The organism is Schaalia odontolytica (genome assembly GCF_024584435.1).
Taxonomy (GTDB): domain Bacteria; phylum Actinomycetota; class Actinomycetes; order Actinomycetales; family Actinomycetaceae; genus Pauljensenia.
Window position 1 is genome coordinate 166,650 of the sequence record NZ_CP102197.1, and the last position, 19,766, is coordinate 186,415.

18 protein-coding genes are annotated in these 19,766 nt (G+C 67.7%); 14 read left to right on the forward strand and 4 right to left on the reverse strand.

Annotated features, from left to right (window positions below; all coding sequences use genetic code 11):
* Window positions 1-32: 32 nt before the first annotated feature.
* On the reverse strand, window positions 33-1,175 hold the full coding sequence (locus tag NQK35_RS00765; protein WP_257114249.1) for a glycosyltransferase family 4 protein: 1,143 nt from the start codon (window positions 1,173-1,175) through the stop codon (window positions 33-35).
* Between the two features lie 97 nt (window positions 1,176-1,272).
* On the opposite strand from NQK35_RS00765, the gene NQK35_RS00770 reads away from it, so the two are divergent.
* From NQK35_RS00770 to NQK35_RS00810, 9 genes are all read left to right on the forward strand, one after another.
* Window positions 1,273-2,391: a glycosyltransferase family 4 protein gene (locus tag NQK35_RS00770; RefSeq protein ID WP_257114250.1), complete on the forward strand. Its 1,119-nt coding sequence runs from the start codon at window positions 1,273-1,275 to the stop codon at window positions 2,389-2,391.
* Window positions 2,388-3,533, forward strand: coding sequence for a glycosyltransferase family 2 protein (locus tag NQK35_RS00775; protein WP_257114252.1), 1,146 nt, complete (start codon window positions 2,388-2,390; stop codon window positions 3,531-3,533). Before NQK35_RS00770 ends, NQK35_RS00775 begins: the two co-directional genes overlap by 4 nt.
* Window positions 3,534-3,608: 75 nt before the next feature.
* A complete protein-coding gene (locus tag NQK35_RS00780; RefSeq protein WP_009212237.1) occupies window positions 3,609-4,883 on the forward strand; it encodes a rhamnosyltransferase WsaF family glycosyltransferase in 1,275 nt (424 codons plus the stop codon).
* Window positions 4,876-5,802 carry an NAD-dependent epimerase/dehydratase family protein gene (locus NQK35_RS00785; protein ID WP_257114254.1) on the forward strand — a complete coding sequence of 309 codons (927 nt, stop codon included), beginning with the start codon at window positions 4,876-4,878 and terminating at the stop codon, window positions 5,800-5,802. The genes NQK35_RS00780 and NQK35_RS00785 overlap by 8 nt, the downstream gene beginning before the upstream one ends.
* Window positions 5,792-6,760: a glycosyltransferase family A protein gene (locus tag NQK35_RS00790; protein ID WP_257114256.1), complete on the forward strand. Its 969-nt coding sequence runs from the start codon at window positions 5,792-5,794 to the stop codon at window positions 6,758-6,760. The genes NQK35_RS00785 and NQK35_RS00790 overlap by 11 nt, the downstream gene beginning before the upstream one ends.
* A gap of 35 nt (window positions 6,761-6,795) precedes the next feature.
* On the forward strand, window positions 6,796-7,731 hold the full coding sequence (locus NQK35_RS00795) for an ABC transporter permease (RefSeq protein WP_009212234.1): 936 nt from the start codon (window positions 6,796-6,798) through the stop codon (window positions 7,729-7,731).
* Entirely contained in the window at window positions 7,731-8,906 is a 1,176-nt protein-coding gene (locus tag NQK35_RS00800) for an ABC transporter ATP-binding protein (RefSeq protein ID WP_009212233.1), read from the forward strand. The genes NQK35_RS00795 and NQK35_RS00800 overlap by 1 nt, the downstream gene beginning before the upstream one ends.
* 160 nt (window positions 8,907-9,066) lie before the next feature.
* Window positions 9,067-10,074, forward strand: coding sequence for a dTDP-glucose 4,6-dehydratase (gene rfbB / locus NQK35_RS00805; protein ID WP_257114258.1), 1,008 nt, complete (start codon window positions 9,067-9,069; stop codon window positions 10,072-10,074).
* A gap of 4 nt (window positions 10,075-10,078) precedes the next feature.
* Window positions 10,079-11,053, forward strand: coding sequence for a glycosyltransferase (locus tag NQK35_RS00810; protein WP_202812351.1), 975 nt, complete (start codon window positions 10,079-10,081; stop codon window positions 11,051-11,053).
* On the opposite strand, the gene NQK35_RS00815 is transcribed toward NQK35_RS00810, so the two are convergent.
* On the reverse strand, window positions 11,054-11,665 hold the full coding sequence (locus tag NQK35_RS00815) for a hypothetical protein (RefSeq protein WP_306456022.1): 612 nt from the start codon (window positions 11,663-11,665) through the stop codon (window positions 11,054-11,056).
* Between the two features lie 311 nt (window positions 11,666-11,976).
* Between NQK35_RS00815 and NQK35_RS00820 the strand changes: the two genes are divergently transcribed.
* Genes NQK35_RS00820 through NQK35_RS00830 form a run of 3 tightly spaced genes read left to right on the forward strand, consistent with a single transcriptional unit; the run spans window position 11,977 to window position 16,966 of the window.
* Window positions 11,977-12,273: a WhiB family transcriptional regulator gene (locus tag NQK35_RS00820; protein WP_009212229.1), complete on the forward strand. Its 297-nt coding sequence runs from the start codon at window positions 11,977-11,979 to the stop codon at window positions 12,271-12,273.
* A complete protein-coding gene (locus NQK35_RS00825; RefSeq protein ID WP_257114260.1) occupies window positions 12,270-15,434 on the forward strand; it encodes a glycosyltransferase in 3,165 nt (1,054 codons plus the stop codon). The genes NQK35_RS00820 and NQK35_RS00825 overlap by 4 nt, the downstream gene beginning before the upstream one ends.
* A complete protein-coding gene (locus NQK35_RS00830; RefSeq protein ID WP_048742448.1) occupies window positions 15,431-16,966 on the forward strand; it encodes a DUF5719 family protein in 1,536 nt (511 codons plus the stop codon). Before NQK35_RS00825 ends, NQK35_RS00830 begins: the two co-directional genes overlap by 4 nt.
* Before the next feature lie 9 nt (window positions 16,967-16,975).
* Here the strand turns inward: NQK35_RS00830 and NQK35_RS00835 are convergent, their stop codons facing one another.
* Complete coding sequence (locus NQK35_RS00835) at window positions 16,976-17,284, reverse strand: metallopeptidase family protein (protein WP_082157963.1); 309 nt, start codon at window positions 17,282-17,284, stop codon at window positions 16,976-16,978.
* Window positions 17,285-17,467: 183 nt separating this feature from the next.
* Here NQK35_RS00835 and NQK35_RS00840 point away from each other — a divergent pair, with 183 nt between their 5' ends.
* On the forward strand, window positions 17,468-17,917 hold the full coding sequence (locus NQK35_RS00840; RefSeq protein ID WP_009212225.1) for a DUF3499 domain-containing protein: 450 nt from the start codon (window positions 17,468-17,470) through the stop codon (window positions 17,915-17,917).
* 3 nt (window positions 17,918-17,920) lie between these two features.
* Here the strand turns inward: NQK35_RS00840 and NQK35_RS00845 are convergent, their stop codons facing one another.
* Complete coding sequence (locus tag NQK35_RS00845; RefSeq protein WP_257114262.1) at window positions 17,921-18,751, reverse strand: RDD family protein; 831 nt, start codon at window positions 18,749-18,751, stop codon at window positions 17,921-17,923.
* Between the two features lie 18 nt (window positions 18,752-18,769).
* Between NQK35_RS00845 and NQK35_RS00850 the strand changes: the two genes are divergently transcribed.
* On the forward strand, window positions 18,770-19,762 hold the full coding sequence (locus NQK35_RS00850; protein ID WP_257114263.1) for a stage II sporulation protein M: 993 nt from the start codon (window positions 18,770-18,772) through the stop codon (window positions 19,760-19,762).
* Window positions 19,763-19,766: the final 4 nt, after the last annotated feature.

Genomic DNA, 19,766 nt, shown 5'->3' on the forward strand with positions numbered 1-19,766 from the left:
GGGGTTGCTTCCTCGTGCTATCGGTGCGGGGATCAGGAGACGGCGGCGCGGTAGGCCTGCACGTGGACGCGGGCGGCGCGCTCCCACGTGAACTCGCCCGAGCGCTCGATGGCGGCCCGGCTCAGCTCGTCGCGCCGAGAGGGTGCGTCCAGCAGCGCGCTGAGCGCCAGCGCGATCGACTGGGGGTCCGTGTCGCAGTACTCAACGGCGTCTCCGCCGACCTCCGGCAGGGAGGTGAGGCGGGTGGTGAGCGTTGCGGCCCCACAGCTCATCGCCTCGAGAACGGGCAGGCCGAAGCCCTCCGCGATCGAGGGGTAGGCCAGGACGAGGCAGCCCGAGAGGAATCCTGGCAGGTCCGTCAGGGGCAGGTAGCCGGGCCGCAGGACCGTCAGGTGGGAGGGAACCGAGGCCAGCGCCGGCTCGATGTCCTCATCCCAGCCCTTTCCTCCGGCCAACACGAGGGCGGGGGGTTGTGGCCGATCCCACACGGCCTGCACCCAGCCGCGCACCAGGTTCGGCACGTTCTTGCGGGGCTCGAGAGTGCCCAGGAAGCCGATGTAGTCGCGGCCATCGAGCCCGAGGCTGGCCTTGACGCGCTCGCGCTCCGCGTCGTCCACCGGGTGGAAGATGTCGCGGTCCACACCGTGGTAGGCGACGTAGAACTGGGAGGCGTCCCCTCCCGCGTACTTGATCGTCTCGTCGCGTGTCGCCTCCGAGGGGACCACGAGCGCGGACGCGCGACGAATGGCGCGGCGGATCGCAGACGTGAAGAAACGCTGCTTGAGGCGAGAATGGGCCTGCGGGTGGGAGAAGAACGTCGCGTCGTGCAAGGTGATGACGACCGGAACGCCCGGGAACTGCGGGGAGGTGTAGTGGGGGGAATGAAGGACGTCGGGGCGCACCTTGCGGATGAGGGAGGCGAGCCCCGTCTGTTCCCACGCCATGCGTGCCGGGCGTGACTGGAAGCGCGGGGAGATGGGAATGATGCGGGCGGAGGGCAGGCGCGTTGCGAAGTGCTCCGCGTCGCGTTCCTGAACCGCCATCGTGAGATCGACGCCCTGCCGCTCCAGTTCGGGCACGAGGTCATCGACGTAGCGGCCGACACCCCCAAGGTTTGCGGGAATCGCGGTGGCGTCCATCAGGACACGGATTGGGGAGGAGAGGAAGGTGGGCATGAGGGTCCCCCGGGTCGCGGCAACGAATCCTCCCTATTGTAGGACATGATGCGTGCGCGATATCCATCGAGGCTGCCGCGTCCACTATTGTGAGGGCATGAGCCTGCGCGTCGGAATGGTAGTGGAACAAATGTGGCAGAGCGTGCCCGGAGGGTCGGGGCGCTACATCGTTGAGCTCGCCTCGCGCCTGGCCGCCGAGGGGATCAATCCCGTGGGTGTTGCCGCTCGCCACGGGGGGCGAGCACCTTCCGCCGAGCAGGTTGGCCTCACGATTCCCGTGCGTACCTCTTTCCTGCCGCGCCGCGCCCTGTACGCCGCGTGGGACCGGCTGACCTGGCCGAGCGTGGACCGGATGCTGGGGGTGGGCTCGCCGGGCGGAGCCCGCGTTGTCCACGCGACAACCTGGGCGATTCCTCCCACTTCTCTTCCGCTCGTCGTCACCGTCCACGACGTTGCCTTCCTGCGCGAGGCGAGCCACTTCACCGCCCACGGCGCCGCCTACTTCCGCCGCGCCCTCGCGACAACCAGGTGCTGCGCCGACGCCGTCGTCGTCCCCTCGCGCGCCACGGCCGAGGATTGCATCGAGGCCGGGATCGAGGAGGACATCATCACGGTGATTCCCCACGGCCTGACACACACGCCGGTCACGGGCGAGCAGGTCGATGCCTTCCGCTCGCGCAACGGCCTGACGCGCCCGTACATCCTGTGGGTGGGCACCCGCGAACCGCGCAAGAACCTGCCCACCCTTCTACAGGCCTACCGCGCCCTGGCCCCGACCTCGGAGCTGGACCTCGTTCTCGTTGGACCCGCCGGATGGGGGCAGGACCCCACCGAGGTTGACCTGCCCTCCACCCGCGTCCACGTCCTCGGGCGTTTGGACGATACCGATCTGGCGTGCGCCTACGCCGGGGCCCGAGTCTTCACCTTCCCCTCCATCTGGGAGGGCTTCGGCCTGCCGGTCCTCGAAGCCATGGCCCACGGAACCCCCGTCGTCACGAGCGCCGATACGTGCATGGCGGAGATCACCGGGGATGACGCCGGCCTGCTGGTGCCCGCAACCAGCGCTTCCGCGCTCGCCGTTGCCCTCGAGGCGGCCGCGGGACCCGAGCATCAACGCCTGGCCGCAGCCGGACTCAGGCGCGCCAGGGACTTCACGTGGGAAGCGTCCGCCGCGGCCCACGCCCTGCTCTACGAATCGCTGGCGGGTACCCGATGAGTCACGCGCGCGGAGATGAGACCCCCGTCAAGGCGGCCGCGTGTGTGCCCCCCGCTCTCGCCAGGCCGAGCGCACGCGTCGTTCTCGTCAACTGGAAGAACGCGCCCCTGACCCTGAGAGCTGCGCGCTCCGTCGCCGTCCAGCTCGCGCCGGGAGATCGGCTCGTCCTCGTCGACAACGGCTCGGCAGACGGCTCCCTCGCCGCCATGCGCGCCGAGGTGCCTGGCCTCCTGGCGCTCGTGGGAACACGCAGCCCCCGGGGTGGCGCCGCCCAGCACGGGCAGATCGAGGTCGTGGACGCGCGAGAGAACGGCGGATTCGGGGCCGGGGTCATGGCGGGAGCGCAGGCGATGACCGAGGATGCCCTCGTCCTGCTCAACAACGACGCCACCGCCCGCGACGGGTTCCTCGACGCCCTCCTCGCGCCGCTGTGCGACCCCGACGTGGGCGCCACGACCGCGCTCCTTCTCCTGGCGGGGCGCTATCGGCCCGCGCTCGCGGGGGACGGCGAGGCCCTTGTCGGGCCCGACGGACAGCGCTGGGTTCGCCTCAGCGAGGCCGAGGCCGATACCGGGGAAGGGATCGTCCTGGTGAACTCGACGGGGAACGTGGTGGACGCCTCGGGCAACGGCCAGGACCGCGACTGGCTCACGCCGGCCTCGCGCCTGAGCGCATCCCCCGACGTGTTTGGCGTGTGCGGGGGTGCGTGTGCGATCCGGCGCGACGCGTGGGAAGCAGTCGGAGGAATCCGCACGGATCTGTTCATGTACTACGAGGACACGGACCTGTCCTACAAGCTCCGCGAGGCCGGCTACCGGGTGCGATTCGCCTCTCGCGCCATCGCCGATCACGAGCACGCCGCCTCCTCGGACGCGCACTCGCCGATGTTCATGCGGGTGAATGCCCGCAATCGCCTGATCGTCGCCGCCGAGCACGCGCCGTGGGGTGTGCTCGCCCGGGCGCTCGTCAGGTCCCTCGGGCGAGCGGCGAGCGCGGGCTTTTCCGGCCCGGCGGCGCGCGGCATCGCCCAGGGCCTGGCGGCGCTCCCGGGAGCGCTGCGCAGAAGGAGCGCCGCACGCACCAGCTGCGCCAGTGAGAACGCCCACTCGTCTAAGGCTCGGCGAGGGCGGGAACGTGAGTAAAGAGACAGCGGTGCCGGGCACCTCGGAGGGCACCCCCATCCGAGTATGGTTCCGTTAGCCGCTAGACTTGCGTCCATGACACAGACGAATCCTCTGGTGCGTAAGGTCGCGAAGGGCACCTCCTACCTCAGGCGCAACGGGGTGCGGATGACCACCGCCCGACTCCTGCAGGGAATGGGCAACCAGATCGCAAACTCCGGCAAGGGCAAAGGCAAGGGCAAGATTCCCCTCGGAATGCTCGTGAAGTTCTCCGACGCCGCAGCGCTGGACTGGGCAAGCGAACCCCACTGGAGGACCAACCCCCGCACCGTCGGCGAGGGGCCCTACACGACGGCCTGGATCATGTCCCCTCCGGGAGAATCCTCCGGCGGGCATCAGAACATCTTCCGTTTCCTGTCCTACCTGGAGGCCGCCGGACACCGGGTCAAGATCTTCCTGTACTGGTCCCAGAAGATTCCCGTGGACGCCGATCGCGTGCGCGAGATGATCGAGCGTTCCAGCGCATACCCGACCCTGAAGGCGAGCTACGCCCTCTACGACCCCGCCGTCGGGGTGGGTGAGGACGTGGACGCCATCTTCGCCACGGGGTGGGAAACCGCCTACCCCGCATACCTGGACCGCTCCCGCGCGCGGCGCTACTACTTCGTCCAGGACTTTGAGCCCTCCTTCTACCCCGTGGGGTCGGAGAATCAGCTCGCCGAGAACACCTACCGCTTCGGCTTCGAAGCATTCACCGCCGGCAGGTGGCTGGCCAAGAAGCTCCACGACGAGTACGGGATGACGACCCATCCCTTCGACTTCGCCTCGGACCTGTCGCTGTATCAGCGCACGAACGACCAGCGCCGCAAGGACATCTTCTTCTACGCTCGGCCGGTCACGATGCGCCGCGGCTTCGAGCTGGGGTGCATGGTCCTAGCCGACGTGAAGAAGCGTCGCCCCGACATCCGCATCCACATGGCCGGATGGGACGTGTCGGACTGGAAGGTGCCCTTCGACTACGTCAATCACGGGGCGATGAAACTCGAGGAGCTGTCGCCGCTGTACAACAGGTGCGCCGCGGCCCTCGTCATGTCGCTCACCAACCTGTCTCTCCTGCCGCTGGAACTGCTGTCCTGCGGGACGATACCGGTCGTCAACGACGGGCCCAACAACCGCCTCGTGGCCGACAACCCCAACATTGACTACGTGCCGCTGTCCCCCGGGGCGCTCGCGGCTGAGCTCATCCGCATCGTCGACGCCGACGACCAAGTCGAGGCGTCGCGCAGGGCTGCGGCCTCGGTCGAATCGCTCAGCTGGGCGGATTCGGGCAGGCGCTTCGTTGCCGACTTCGAGGAGGCCATGCATGCCTAAGATCCTGGTCGTCGGAGGAAACGGATTCCTCGGCTCGCATCTCGTCGACGCGCTCGCCCGCAACGAGGGAACGTCGATCCGCGCCTTCGACATGTTCGGCAGCGGGACTCACTGGAGCGCTACCGGCGTCGAAGCCTTCGACGGGAACTTCCTCAATCACGACGACGTGTCGCGCGCGGTGACGGGCGTCGACATCGTCGTGCACATGCTCTCCACGACCGACCCGGCCACCGCGGAGAACGACCCCACGCTGGACGTTCGCACGAACATCCAGGGAAGCATCGACCTCTTCCAGGCATGCGTGGATGCCGGGGTCAAGCACGTGTACTTCGCCTCCAGCGGGGGCACGATCTACGGTGATCAGGACAAGGTGAGCTACCACGAGGGCGACCCCACGCTGCCGGTGTCCCCCTACGGGATCGGAAAGCTCACCATCGAGAACTACATGCGTTTCTTCGCCCGCAAGTTCGCGCTCAAATCCACCTCGCTGCGCATCTCCAATCCCTATGGAACCAGGCAAAACCCGCACAAGAGGCAGGGCATCATTCCGATCTTCCTGCGCCACGTGCTGGGGGGAGAAGCCCTGACGGTCATGGGCGATGGCAGCATGTTCCGCGACTATATTTACGTGGGCGACTTCGCCTCCATCGTCTCCACCATGATCGAGCGCGGGGCGACCCGCTCGATCTACAACATTGGATCGGGACGAGGAACCAGCGTGAACGACATCGTCGCCTCCATCCGCCGAGTCACCGGGACCGACCCGGAGATCCAGTACGTTCCCACCCCCTCGACCTACGTGCACGGTTCCGTCTTGAACACCGATCGCGTCAATAGGGAGTTTGGTCCCTTCGAGATGACAACCCTGGATCAGGGAATCGCGAAAACCTGGCAGGAGATTCAAGCACATGGCTACTGAGAACGCGCCCATCGAGGCCAAGGATGCGACCCTGGACGTCAGCGTCGTCATCCTGACGTACAACGGCGAGCAGCACATTGACGAGATCCTCTCTTCGCTGACCAATCAGCGATACGAGGGGACCTACGAGATCCTCGTCATTGACTCCGGCTCCACCGACTCCACCCTCGACATCGTCGCCACGTACCCGTCGGTGCGCCTCCATCAGATCCCGAACAGCGAGTTCGGGCACGGCAAGACCCGCAACCTCGGCGCTCACCTGGCCAGGGGTCGCATCGTCGCCTACCTGACGCACGACGCGACCCCCGCCTCGGACCGTTGGCTGCACGAGATCACCGCGCCCTTCGCGATCTCCGAGCGCATCGTGGCCGTCATGGGCTCGCAGATCCCTCGCCCCGATGCCTTCCCCCTGCTGCGCTACGAAATTAAGGGCGTCTTTGGTGGTTTCGGCCCGGGTTTTGGCACCACGCTGTTCTACGACGATGACTTTATCCAGGACGAGGGCGTGCGCAACGCCGTCACCTTCTACTCCGACGTGAACTCCGCCGCCCGCAAGGACGTGCTCACCGGCGAGGTGCCGTACCGCGACGTGTCCTACGCGGAGGACCAGCTGCTGGGCAGGGATGTCATCGCGGCCGGATACATCAAGGCCTACGCCCCGCGAGCCGCCGTCCTGCACTCGAACGAGATGACCGTCAGCGAGTACGACGATCGCATGTTCGAGGAGACGCAGGGGCTGCGCGAGGTGGGCATCGACGTGGCCATGCCCTCGATCCCCACCGTGATCCGCATGGTGACCACGGGCATTCTCAAGGACGCGCTGCGCCTGGCGCGGGACCGCGAGGTCGGTAGGCGCCGCAAGATCAGCGGCTTCTTCCTCAACCCCGCCTACCACGTCCAGAAGTGGAGGGGCGTGCGCAGGGGCGTTCGTTCCCCGCTGAAACGATATGGCCAGTGAGTCCCTGACTAAGCGGTCGGATATAGTGAGTTGTTATGACTGAAAGCACGCCACGTTCTCCTTCGACGTCGCTCGCCCAGCGGGTTGCGCGCATCGAAGGCGAACCCCTGCGCGAGCTGGGGGACAAGAGCGGCCTGTGGAACGGGACGAAGCGAGCGTTCGCCGACGTGTGGAATCGTCGCGAGCTGCTGCGCCTGCTCGTCAACCGTGAGCTCAAGGCTCGCTACAAGGACTCCAACCTCGGGTTCGTGTGGTCGTTGTTCAAGCCGCTCTCACAGCTCCTCATCTACTTCATTGTGATCGGCCAGTTCCTGGGTGCCGCCCGGGGAATCCCCTCCTTCGCGATCTTCGTCTTCACCGGCCTGACGGCCTGGGGCTTCTTCCTCGAAGCGGTCACCGGCGGAACAGGGTCGATCGTGGCGAACTCCGGACTCATCAAGAAGGTCTACCTCCCTCGCGAGATATTCCCGCTGTCGACCCTGGGTACCGCCGCGGTCAACTCCGCGATTCAGCTGGTCATCCTGCTCGGCGCGATCGTCGTCACCGGCGCGATACCATCGCTGCCCCAGCTGGCCTACCTGCCGCTGAGCCTGGTCGTGCTGGTCATCTACGCCACGCTCTTCGCCCTGCTGCTCTCGGCGCTCAACGTCTACATGCGCGACATCCAGCACCTGATCGAGGTCATTACCTTCCTGGCCTTTTGGGCATCGCCCATCGTCTACTCCTACAGCTACGTGGAGCGGGCGCTGGCGCAGAGCTACCCCGTCATTCACGAGATATACCTCAGTAATCCCGTGACGCTGGCGATCCTCGGCTTCCAGAAGTCGCTGTGGGCAGCGGGGGCGGATCAGCCCTATCCCTCGCACCTGATGATTCGCCTCGCTGTGGCGGCCATCGTCGGTCTTCTCCTTATCTTTGGGGCGCACCGCATCTTTGCGCGCCTCGAGGGCAACTTCGCTCAGGAGCTGTAATGTCAATGCCCGAAGTCGTCCGCGTGGACAACGTCTCCAAGGTCTTTCAGCTGCACAGGGACACCTCCGTCAAGGATCGTATCCTGCGTTCCTCGGGCAGCCGGGTCAAGGAGTTTCGGGCCCTCGACTCCGTGAGCGTTGATGTGCGACTGAATGAGTCGGTGGGCCTCATGGGGCACAACGGATCGGGCAAGTCGACGCTGCTCAAGATCATGGGATCCATCATTCGGCCCACCTCCGGTCGCGTGACGACCCGCGGGCGCATGGCCGCCCTCCTCGAGCTGGGTGCAGGCTTCCACCAGGATCTGACGGGGCGAGAGAACGTCTTCCTCAACGCCTCGATCCTGGGCATGACGCGGGCGGAAACCGAGGCATGCTTCGACGAGATCGTCGCGTTTTCGGGTATCGAGCAGTTTATCGACACTCAGGTGAAGTTCTATTCCTCGGGCATGTATGTGCGCCTGGCCTTCGCCGTCGCCGTCCACTCCGACCCGGACGTGCTCCTCGTCGACGAGGTCCTGGCGGTCGGCGACGAGCCGTTCCAACGCAAGTGCATGGACAAGATCCACGAGTTCCAGACCGAGGGACGAGCCATCGTCCTGGTCTCCCACTCGGCGGAACAAGTGGAGTCCGTGTGTACGCGGGGAGTGGTTCTCGATCACGGCAAGCTCGTTTTCGAGGGATCGACGTCGGACGCGGTGCGCATTCTGCGCGAAGGATTCCAACGCGACGCCCTCGCCGCCCCCGTCCACACGGAGGAGAGCGGCACGATCTCGATCCGCGACATCGCGATGGTGGACGAGGATGGGGCGCCGCTTCGCGTCGCCCGCACGGGGGACACCATTCGCATTCGCATGGATCTGCACGCCTCCAAACGCGTCGAGGGCTGGGTGACGGCCTTCTCCTTGGACACGAACCTGGGCCAAAAGCTCCACTACTACAACTCACGTAACTCCGGTGTGACGCTGCCGCCCATCGACGGAGACGCGACGGTGATGATCACCGTGCCCACCCTGACCCTGGGAGAGGGCATGTACCGGATGAACGTCTCCATCGACGACGCGGGCGGGCAGCCCTACGCTCAGCGCGACGGGGCGTGGGACCTCGTCGTGCAGGGCAATGGCATCGGCTCGGGGCCCGTCGCTCTTGATTCCGCGATCGAAGTCGAGGGCTGAGGGGCGCCCGGACTGCCGACGCGAGGCTTCCGATGCCAGATGGCGCGTGAGCGAATGCCTGCGCGCCGATCTGCGGCATAATGGGGGCAGCATCGGGCGCGGGTGCGCCCGACGAGACACGACCACGACAGGCCTGCGGGCACACGAAGGAGAAAGACCCATGAAGATCGTCGTCACCGGCGGCGCCGGCTTTATCGGAGCGAACTTTGTTCACACGCTCCTCGAGGACCATCCGGACGTCGACGTCGTCGTTCTGGACAAGTTCACCTACGCGGGCAACCGCGCCTCCCTCACCGACATCCCCGCCGATCAGGCGGCCCGCCTCAGCGTCGTTGAAGGCGACGTCGCCGACGCGGACCTGGTCGACGGCGTGGTTGGCGGCGCGGACGCGGTCGTTCACTTCGCCGCCGAATCCCACAACGACAACTCGCTCCTGGATCCCTCGCCGTTCATTCAGACGAACCTGGTGGGAACCTTCACCCTGCTTGAGGCCGTGCGTCGCTACAAGGTTCGCTTCCACCACATCTCCACGGACGAGGTCTACGGTGACCTCGAGCTGGACGATCCGGCGAAGTTCACGCCCACGACCCCCTACAACCCCTCCTCGCCCTACTCCTCCTCCAAGGCCGGGTCGGATCTCCTGGTGCGCGCGTGGGTGCGTTCCTTCGGAGTCGAGGCGACGATCTCCAACTGCTCCAACAACTACGGTCCCTACCAGCACATCGAGAAGTTCATTCCTCGCATGATCACCAACCGCCTGCGCGGAGTGCGTCCGCGCCTGTACGGCGACGGCCTGAATGTGCGCGACTGGATCCACGTGCGCGATCACAACACGGCCGTGTGGGAGATCCTCATGCGCGGACGGATCGGCGAGACCTACCTGATCGGCGCCAACGGCGAGACCAACAACCGCGACGTTGTCGCGATCCTGAACGAGCTCATGGGCTACCCGGCGGACGACTTCGACCACGTCACCGATCGCCCCGGGCACGACCTGCGCTACGCGATCGATAATTCCAAGCTCGTGACCGAGCTCGGCTGGGAGCCCCGCTTCACCAACTTCCGTGACGGCCTGGCCGACACGATCGCCTGGTACACGGACAACGAGGCCTGGTGGGCGCCCCTGAAGGAGGCCGTCGAAGCCAAGTACGCCGCCGAGGGGCACTGAGTCGTTGGCTGAGGTGAGCCGAGACGGGGGTGGACCTCGTCCCCGCGTCACCGTCCTCATGGCCACCTACAACGGGATGGCCGAGGGCGGGGCGTGGCTCGACGAGCAGATCGACTCTGTCCTCGATCAGGTCGGTGTGGAGGTGTCCCTGGTCGTATCCGACGATGCTTCCACGGACTCGACGCGCTCCCACCTGGACGCGCGCTCCGCCGCCGACCCGCGCATCACCGTTGTGCCCCAGCGCGAAGGCAGGCCGGGGGTCACGGGTAACTTCCTGCACCTGTTTACCACCCACGTTCCCGACGGCTCCTACGTGGCCTTCACGGACCAGGACGACGTGTGGCACCGGGACAAACTCTCCGGACAGCTGGCTCTCATGCGCGCCGAAGGGGCCTGCGTGGTTTCCTCCAATGTCACCTCCTTCGAGAGCCTACCGGGCGGGGCGGTGGGTGAGCGTCGCCTCATTCGCAAATCTCAGCCGCAGCGCGCGTGGGACTTCCTGTTTGAGGCCGCGGGACCGGGGTCGACCTACCTCTTCTCTCCCGACGCTCACGCGGCTCTCGTCGAGGCGGTCTCACGCCTGGACTACAGCGAGATCGGCGTTCACGACTGGTACCTGTACGCGCTCGCGCGCGCGCGTGGCCTGCCGTGGGTGATCGGCGAGGAACCGACGCTGGAGTACCGCCAGCACGGCGGCAACGTGCAGGGAGCAAACTCTGGTGCGGGGGCGCGCGATGCTCGCATGGCCAAGCTGCGTAACGGCTTCTATCGCAGGCAGTTCATTCTGACGGCGCGTGCCGCCCTCGCGGTGGGCACTTTTGAACCCCGTCGACGCCGCGAGTTGGAGGCAATCCTCGGCGAGCTTGAGGATCAGGGTCTGGCGGCGAGGCTGCGCTTTAGCATGCGCTGGCCACACATCAGGCGCGACCGCGTGGAGGGCATCAAGCTCGCCGCCGCGCGCGTCCTGGGAGTCTGGTAGCTAGCGCCGATACGCCACCAGGCCTGTGTCAACCGCCTCGGAGCGGAGGATCTGGGCCAGAGACTCGGGCGGGGTCGTGCGCGGGTCGATGATGATGACGGAGCGGCCGGCCATCCACTGGTCCAGGACCCGCCCCACGCCCGTGCGCTGGTCCCATAGGAGCGCGACGCGATTGCCCACGATGGGTCCCTGCTGGCGAAGCCCGGCCAGCGCCTCGTCCCTGACGGCGTCCAGGATGGGGGGAGTGTCCACGACGAGAACGTCGGGTTGCATCGCGATCTCCGCGAGAGCGTCCAAGGCCCCGCCGAGCGGACCCTCCCACGAGAACGACAGGTAGGCGGCCGGTTGAGCTAAGACGTGCGCGCCGGCCTCGAGGGCATGCGCGGCCTCGGACCCGAGATCATTCGAGACGAAGACGTCCCCGGGGAGGGGGCGACGCGTCTCGAGCATCTCCCACGATAAGGACCGGGCGGCGACCTGCCACAGGACGTCCTGCCACGGTTGCAGGGAGGTGTAGAGCCGCGCGGGCGTGATCTCATCCGAGCCGAAAAGGTCGGTGGCAAGCTCGTTTGTCAGGTAGTTTGCTATCTTCGCGAGCCATCGGGCGACCACGGGGCCACCCAGTTCGACGCGTTCGTTCCCGTACTGCGTGAGAGTCGGGCCTGACCAGCCGTTAACGACCTCCACGCAGTCGGTGAGGCTCGTCATAGTTTTTGCCGGATTCTCTTTCATGCTTTCAAGTATATCGAAGGTCCTAGACCAACCAAGTACCTAGTAACTGTGAAGTATGTGGGGGACTGCATTGTTTTACCGCTGGGTCAAGTGGAACGGCAAAGGTCTCAATATCGCGAAAGCGCTTGACTTCCGACAACGACACGCGTGTAATTCTCGTATTGATCGATTCGTTATAAGGAGGCTTCGCGATGTGGAGCATCTTCGGTGACGGACCCCTCGAGTGGTCCGAGGACGCCGACGCGGCGCTGTATGCGCGCATTGACGGACCTCTTGCCTGGCAGCAGCACGCGCTGTGCGCCCAAACGGATCCCGAGGCCTTCTTCCCCGAAAAGGGCGGCTCGACACGCGAGGCGAAGGCCGTGTGTCAGGCCTGCCAGGTTCGCGAGGAGTGCCTCGAGTATGCCCTCGCCAACGATGAGCGCTTCGGCATCTGGGGTGGCATGTCCGAACGCGAGAGGCGGCGCCTGCGCCGTATGGCCGGTTGAGCTCCCTTCAGCGCACGGTCGGAGCGATCCTCGTCACTCGGGGAGACTCACCGCTCATCCAATCCGTCCTGAGGGCCATCGACGAGCAGACGGTGGCGCCTCACTCCGTGACCGTCGTCGATGTCGCAGGACGGCACGTGACGCCATTTCCCGCGGAACGCCTTCCCGAGGGTGCTGACATCGTTCGCGTGGGGCGCGCACGCAACCTCGGCGACGCCATTCGCCGGGCGCAGTCCCAGGGCGGCGCCTTCGCCTCCCACCAGTGGTGGTGGATCCTCCACGACGACTGCGCGCCCGAGCCCGAGTGCCTCGGCGAACTCACCCGCGCGGCATCCGTCGGAAAGACCGTCGCGGCCGTCGGTGTCAAGCAGCTCAGCTGGGATGGGCGCCGACTCCTCGAGCTGGGAATCTTCGCCACCGCCAGCGCGCGCAGACTCGAACGCGTCGGCGAAGGCGACATCGACCAGGGCCAGCACGACGGCACCTGCGACGTTCTCGGGGTCGGCACTGCCGGGCTCCTCCTGCGCGCCGACGCTTACGAGGCCGTCGGTGGATTCGATCCCGCCCTCGGTCCCTTCGGAGACGGCCTCGACATGGGGCGCCGCCTCCACCTCGCGGGATACCGCGTGATCGTGGCCCCTCGGGCGCGCGTGCGCCACGCCCGCGCCTCGCTGCACGCGGCGGCCGACCCCGCGGGCGCCTCCCCGCTCACCGCGTCGGGATCCCCCGAGGGGTCGCGCGAATCGAGCGGCGATGCCTGCGATGAAGACGCCTCTTTCCGCAGGCGGCGCTACGCCCAGCTCTACAACTGGTGCAAGGCGGTGCCGCTCCTCGCGCTTCCGTTCCTCGCCCTGTGGCTCCTCGTGTGGACCCCCGCCCGCGCAATCGGACGGATCACGACCGGGCGAGCGGCCCTGGCTCTGCCGGAACTCGGAGCGCTCGCCTCCCTCATCGGCGCCACCCCGCGTCTCCTGCTCGGACGGGCGCGCGCCGCCAAGTCCCGCGTCGTTCCGCGTTCCTCCCTCCGCGCGCTCGAAGAGGCTCCCTCGGCGCTGCGCACCGAGCCCGCGCGAGCAGAGGAAGACGACAGCGGGGAGCGCATCGATCCCCTCGTCCTCGCTTCGATGTGGCGCTACAGGATCCGGTCGGCCTCCACTCTCGCCGCCGTGCTGATCGGCACGTCCCTCGTCGCGATCCTGCAGTGGTGGGGGGCGCACGCCGGACTCGTTGGGGGAGCGTGGGTCTCCCTGCCAACGTCCTGGACACAGCTGTGGAGTGCCGCCTGGTCCGGCTGGATCCCCGGCGGCGACGGCCACGCGGGTGGGGCCGATCCCATGACCATCCTCCTGGCCATCCTCAGCGCACCACTGGCACCGCTGGGCGTGACCCCCGGAGCGACGGCAACGTTCCTGCTCGTCGCCTCCTCGCCCATCGCCGCCCTGGCCGCATGGGTACCGACACGCTCTCTCACCGCCTCCCTGCGCATGCGCGCCCTGCTCACCCTCGCCTGGTCGTTCGCGCCCCCGCTCATGCTGAGCGGGACCCACGGCGTTCTCGCGGGAGGGCTCGCCCACGCCGCGATGCCGATCGCCGCAGCCTACTGCCTGCGTGCCCCCGCCCCGCTCCTCGTCGACGGTGCCGCGGGAGTGGTGGCGGCCCCGACTCGGCCCAGGGGAATCTCCGCGGGCTGCGCCTCGCTGGCCGTTCTTGTTCTCGCGTGCTGCGCCCCGTGGACCCTGGCCCTCGCGGCCACCGTGTTGGCACTGCGCTCCTGGCGCCGCCTCTTAGTCGCTCTCCCCGCGGCCGTCGTCCTCGCTCCCACGCTCGTCTCGATCCTCGCCCACCCCATCTCCTGGCCCGCTCTGACCTCCACCGCCGGGGGAGTGCACGCCTACACCCGCGCGCCCTCCTGGCTCGCACTGCTCGCGCTTCCCGCCGCCCCGGCATCCGCCCTCGAAGGCATCGCGCTCGCCCTCATCGGCGGGGCGGTACTCGTCGCCGCGATCGCGTCCCTTGCGATAACTCGCTCCCGCCCTGCCCTCACAGCCTCCTGCGGGGCCGCGCTCGCCGCCGCTATCGGCTGGTGCTTCTCCCACGTGGGTGTCGGCCTGCACGGTTCCCTCGTCGCTTCGGCGTGGACGTCGCCCTTCTTCTCCCTCTCCTTCCTCGCCCTCCTCGGCGTGGCGGCCCGTCTCGCCATCCCGTCCGGCACCCGCGGAGGGATGGAACGCGCGTGGGATGCGGGCCGTCCCCTGATTCTTCGAGCCGGCGCTGCCGTGGCGCTGCTCGCTCTCCTCGGCTCCGGCGGCGTCGCTGCGGCATCCGCGCTCCGCATGCGCGTCGACGCCTCGTCCCTCCCGACCTACGCCCTGTCCCAGCGCGAAACCGTCTCGGTCATGTCCTCGCCCATCGTCTCCGCCGTTGCATCGCAGGCGCAGCGTCACCAGCGCGCCGGACGCATCCTCGTCCTCGACGGCGACCCGAATAGCGGCACCGTCAACGCGATGCTGTGGCGCGGAGCGGGCGTGAGCCTCACCGACTCTTCTCCCGCGTCCCGGGCCCGGAGCCTCGGGCAGGCGCGAGCGGGGGCCACCAGCGGGGTGCTCAGTGACCCTGCCACGGCCTCCCTCGCCCAGGCCGCCTACACGCTGGTCGTCTATCCCGACGACGCCACCGTGGAGCAGCTGGCCGCCCACGACGTGGACACCATCCTCGTCCCGCTCGGCGCGTCCGGAGCGACAGCCCTGGCGGACGGCCTCGACCGTGCCTCCGGACTGGAGAAGGTGGGGCAGACGACCTCCGGGACAGTCTGGCGCGTCCGCCCCGACGGTATCCCTCCCTCGCGGGTCAGGATCGACTCGGCGGGTGGCGGACACACCGTCGTGGGGTCCTCACAGCTCGCGGTCGACGGCGAGGTGAACGCGGCGGGCACGCTCATCCTGGCGGAACGGGCGGACCTCGGATGGCATGCCTCGGTCGACGGCGTTGAACTCGCGCCAACCGAGGCACCCGGAGGGTGGGCGCAGGCATTTGACATGCCCACTGCGGGAAGCCTGAGTGTCGCCTACCGCGCGTGGTGGATTCTCCCGTGGCGCATCGGAGTGGGTATCTGTCTCATCGTGGCCGCCGCCAGCGCCCTATCCGTGAGGAGGTCGCAATGATGGCATCCAGGATCCGTACCCTAACGTGCGGCGTCGGTGCCGGATGCGCCCTCGCACTCCTCGCATCGGCATCCCTGTGGGTCAGCCCCACCCCATCGGACGTGGCGGGCACGGCGCTCAGCGCCCATCCCTCCCAGATACGGCTCGCCTGCCCGGCCGGAATCGTGGACCCCTTCGACACGAGCAACGTGGCCGCCGCCACCGCCTGGACCTCCACATCGGCGGCGCCCGTGAGCCCCGCGCCGACACTGGTGACCGGAGAAGCTGGCGTCATCCCGTCCGCCCTGAGCATCGCCGGACAAGGAGGCGGTGAGCTGGCCGGACTCAGCGCGGTCGGCTGCGCCGCCCCCCGAACCTCCCAATGGATCGCCACCGGCGCAACCACCTCTGGGGCCGACATCGTCCTCCTCCTGTCCAATCCCGGCCCCACCGCCTCCGTTGTCAGCGTCGACGGCTTCGGCGCATCCGGACGCCTCAACACCGCGCCGCGGCAGGTCACCGTCCCGGCAGGCTCCACGGCCTCCGTCCTCCTCGCGGGCTGGTTCCCGGACGAGAGCGCCCTCGCCGTGCACGTGCAAGCCGATGGGGGAGGAGTCGCCGCGTGGGCGCAGGCGTCCCTCATGAACGGAGAGATCCCCCAGGGAATGACCCTCGCCTCGGCGAGCGTACCCGCCCCCAGCCACACCATCCTCGGGATCGACCCTCGCGGGACATCACTGCTGCGCCTCGTCTCTCCATCCGGCGACGCTCGTGTGCGCGTGTGGGTCGCCGATTCCTCAGGCGTACACCCGCTGCCCGGAGGAGAGGCCACGGTCGCCGAGGGGACCACCCTCGACATGCCGCTCGACGGCGCCTCGAACGACTCCACTCCCATTGCTCTTCTCGTCACCGCCGATCAGGATGTGGTTGCCCACGCGACCACGATCACGCTCGGAGCGCCCTGGGCCGAGCGCGCGAGCGCCTGGATCATGCGGGCCAACGCCACGCCGACGACGTCACTGACGGAGGCTGCCATCCCCGGCCGCAAGCAGCTGCAGGACGCGGCAACGAGCGTCCTGTCCTCCGCCCCGATCCGCGACACCTCGCTCGCCACCGAGTCGGGAGTCACCGCCGTGCGCGCCCACCTGCTCCTCTACGTGCCCGCGCAGGCCACGGGAAGCGCGCCCCAACCGCAGAGCCCCGCCCCTCAGTCGGGTACTCCGACAACGACCCCCACCCCCGACATTTGGTCATCCCCCTCCCCGACGCAACCGCAGTCCGACCCCGCGCAGGACCCGCAGTCCTCCGGCACCTCGTCCTCCACCCCCGGGGCAGTCGCCGTGCGAGTGGGGGAGCGCACCGTCTACGTCGCGCCGGGGATCCCCACCCTCGTGGAGGCTCCCGACGCGGCGGGACGCATCCTCGCGCAGTCGCCCATCCACGCCGCCATCGTTGTGTCGGCGGACACGGCAGTCGGCACCATGAGCACCACGTGGAATGTCGGAACCGAGGGAATCAGCGCCGTCACGGGCGACATTCGGCTCACGAACTGAGGGGATGCCTCACGCCAGCGCGTCGTCGATCTCATCCGGCGGCAGCGCCAGGATGTGGCTGATTCTCTCGACGAGAACCCGCCGGGTCGTGGCGGCGACCTCCTCGGCGGGACAACGCTGCACGATCGGCAGCCGATAGACCACGATCCGGTCCCGCAACGCGCGGCGCCGATCCGCGGGGAAGACCCGGGCGACGACCACGCTGTGTGACTCCCACGGCGCGGGATCCGACGGGGGTACATCCTCGACCGCAAACTCGATCGTCGCGACCTGGGGCCAGCGACGAATCAGGTCGGAAACCAGCTCCTTGACGAGCAGATCGAAGTCCTCGCGCCGCGTCCGCCACGCAGGCGTCCCCGGGAAAAAGAGGGGACCGCGCGGCCCGCGACCGTGACGGTTGCGACTCGAGAGGTGACGGCGCGTAGACAACACCCCCTCAGAGTATGCCGAGCATGCGCCGGAGCGCGCGATGCGGGCACAGAGTGTCGTACTCTTAGGGGCGTGATTGCCCAACGACACTGCTCCAAACCCGGCTGCTCAACGGCGGCCGTCGCAACTCTGACCTACGACTACAAGGACTCCACGGTCGTCGTCGGCCCGCTGTCCACCGTGGCCGACCCGAACTCCTACGACCTGTGCGACGAACACGCCCAGCACCTCACGGCGCCCCTCGGCTGGCAGGTCGTGCGCCTGGCCACCAACTTCGAGCCGGCTCCCCCTTCGGGCGACGACCTTGCCGCCCTCGTCGATGCCGTGCGTCGGGTCGCGCAGGAAGCCCAAGAAGCCCCCGACCCGAGCGCGCACACGCGCAGGGCAGAAGCCGGACCTTTCGGCGCTGCTCACTCCGTGGGCGCACCCGACACCTCCAGTCCCCTGGACCCGTCGAGCCCATACGCGCGTCGGCGTGCCCAGTTCACGGTTGTCAGCGGCACAGACGAGGCTGACGAGTAGGGCCTACAGGCCGAAACGAGGCTGCGTCGCCTCGTGGAAACGGGCCTTGCCCTTGGCTCGGCGCCGCGCCTCCCTCTCCCACTCCCGGTCGCGGCGCGCGACCATCACAGCGGCAATCACAATCTCGGGGTGCAGGCCCGAAGGCAGAGGAGTCTGGACGCGACGCGAGAGACGGTCGGCCAGCTGGAGCGCCACCTGAGAGCGCACCTCGGCGGTGAGGTGACGATTCGTGGTGAGGAACGCGCGAGCCTCGGCTGCGAGAGCTTCATCGAGCGGAAGGATCGTGGCCGTGCGCCCCCACTCCTCCAGCCCCGGCGGCATGACGAGCGGAGGATAGAACACGGACGGCCCCTGCGAGAGCACCATTGTTCCCGCCGCCATGTCCCCGAGGCGCTTGCCTTTCTTGCTCATCAAGACGGCAAAGAACGCGATGCCACCCATGGTGAGCCAGCACTCCAAGATGCCTGCAGACACGCGCACCGCGCTGTGACGCGCGGTGATTCGGCCGCCGTCGTCGCGGACAACCCTCAGGTTGAACGCCCACTTGCCCAGGGACTGCCCGCGGGTAGCCATCTCGACGGCCAGGGGGATGAAGAACATGCACGAGGCGAGAACACCGATCATGAAGACGCGGGCGAGGGACGACGAGCCGTGCCAGGTCCGCGCCGCGATCATGATGATGATAATGGCACCCCAGAAGTAGACGGTGCCATCGATGACGGCCGCAGCCAGACGTTCGGCAGGAGAGGCCGGAGTCACGTCCAGGACCACCGCCTCGCCGGTGCGAACGTAATCGTCTTGAATGAGGCTCGTTTGACTGCGTGGTGCGCTCATGTATGACACGCTAGTCCAATGGACATCGACGTGCTGCGGGTAAGCGGAAAAACAGAGTGGAAGAGACTCGACGAGCTCACGCGCACGAGAAACCTGAGCGGCGAGGACATCGACGAGCTGGACCGACTCTACAGGTCGGCAACCACCGACCTGGCGCGCGTGCGCACATCCAGCCCCGACCCCGACCTGATCGCGGACCTGTCCCGTACCCTGTCCGCGGCGCGTGGGCGCCTCGCCGGAACGGGCGGCCTGACCGGCGCTGCGATCGCTCGGTTCTTCCGTGTTTCCCTGCCTCTGACCCTGTATCAGATTCGGTGGGGGACCCTGGCGGTCGCGGCCGTTTTCGTCGTGCTTGGCGCCATCCAAGCCCACTACCTCATGACCACCCCCGACGCAATGAATGAGCTGGGAACACCCGAGCAGCTGCGCAACTACGCTCACACCTCCTTCGTGGAGTACTACCGCCAGGACACGCACGCCGAGTTTGGGCTCTCCGTGTGGGCCAATAACGCCTGGATTGCGTTGCAGGCCGTGGCCACGGGAATCACGGGCGTGTATCCCCTCATGATCCTGTGGCGCAACGCGACGGGGGTCGGCGACGCGGCGGGCATCGTCATCACCTACGGTGGGCCCTGGCACTTCTTCCGCTTCATCCTGCCCCACGGTCTGCCCGAACTCACGGCGGTGTTCATCTCGGTTGCCGCCGGCCTTCGGGTCTTCTGGGCTCTCCTCGTTCCCGGCGTGGCGACGCGCTTCCAGGCCGTCGGAGTTGCCGCTCGCTCGTCAATGACCGCAGCGGTTGGCTGCGCGATTCTCCTCGCAGGATCGGGCGTCCTGGAGGGCTTTGTGACGCCCTCGCAGCTTCCCGACGCAGTCAAGATCTCCCTGGGGGTCACCATGACGGCAGCCGTGTGGGCCTACACGCTGATCCTCGGCCGACGGGCACACGCCGCGGGGGAGAACGCGGACGTCGGAGTCGACTCCGGCTACTATCAGCCGGTCGCCGGCTGATCGA

Coding starts and splice junctions, on each gene's coding strand:
- NQK35_RS00845 (WP_257114262.1), bottom strand. CDS start 18,751: ATGAGCGCACCACGCAGTCAAACGAGCCTCATTCAAGACGATTACGTT.
- NQK35_RS00820 (WP_009212229.1), top strand. CDS start 11,977: ATGTGGAGCATCTTCGGTGACGGACCCCTCGAGTGGTCCGAGGACGCC.
- NQK35_RS00780 (WP_009212237.1), top strand. CDS start 3,609: ATGACACAGACGAATCCTCTGGTGCGTAAGGTCGCGAAGGGCACCTCC.
- NQK35_RS00775 (WP_257114252.1), top strand. CDS start 2,388: ATGAGTCACGCGCGCGGAGATGAGACCCCCGTCAAGGCGGCCGCGTGT.
- NQK35_RS00830 (WP_048742448.1), top strand. CDS start 15,431: ATGATGGCATCCAGGATCCGTACCCTAACGTGCGGCGTCGGTGCCGGA.
- NQK35_RS00800 (WP_009212233.1), top strand. CDS start 7,731: ATGTCAATGCCCGAAGTCGTCCGCGTGGACAACGTCTCCAAGGTCTTT.
- NQK35_RS00770 (WP_257114250.1), top strand. CDS start 1,273: ATGAGCCTGCGCGTCGGAATGGTAGTGGAACAAATGTGGCAGAGCGTG.
- rfbB (WP_257114258.1), top strand. CDS start 9,067: ATGAAGATCGTCGTCACCGGCGGCGCCGGCTTTATCGGAGCGAACTTT.
- NQK35_RS00765 (WP_257114249.1), bottom strand. CDS start 1,175: ATGCCCACCTTCCTCTCCTCCCCAATCCGTGTCCTGATGGACGCCACC.
- NQK35_RS00850 (WP_257114263.1), top strand. CDS start 18,770: ATGGACATCGACGTGCTGCGGGTAAGCGGAAAAACAGAGTGGAAGAGA.
- NQK35_RS00790 (WP_257114256.1), top strand. CDS start 5,792: ATGGCTACTGAGAACGCGCCCATCGAGGCCAAGGATGCGACCCTGGAC.
- NQK35_RS00795 (WP_009212234.1), top strand. CDS start 6,796: ATGACTGAAAGCACGCCACGTTCTCCTTCGACGTCGCTCGCCCAGCGG.
- NQK35_RS00785 (WP_257114254.1), top strand. CDS start 4,876: ATGCCTAAGATCCTGGTCGTCGGAGGAAACGGATTCCTCGGCTCGCAT.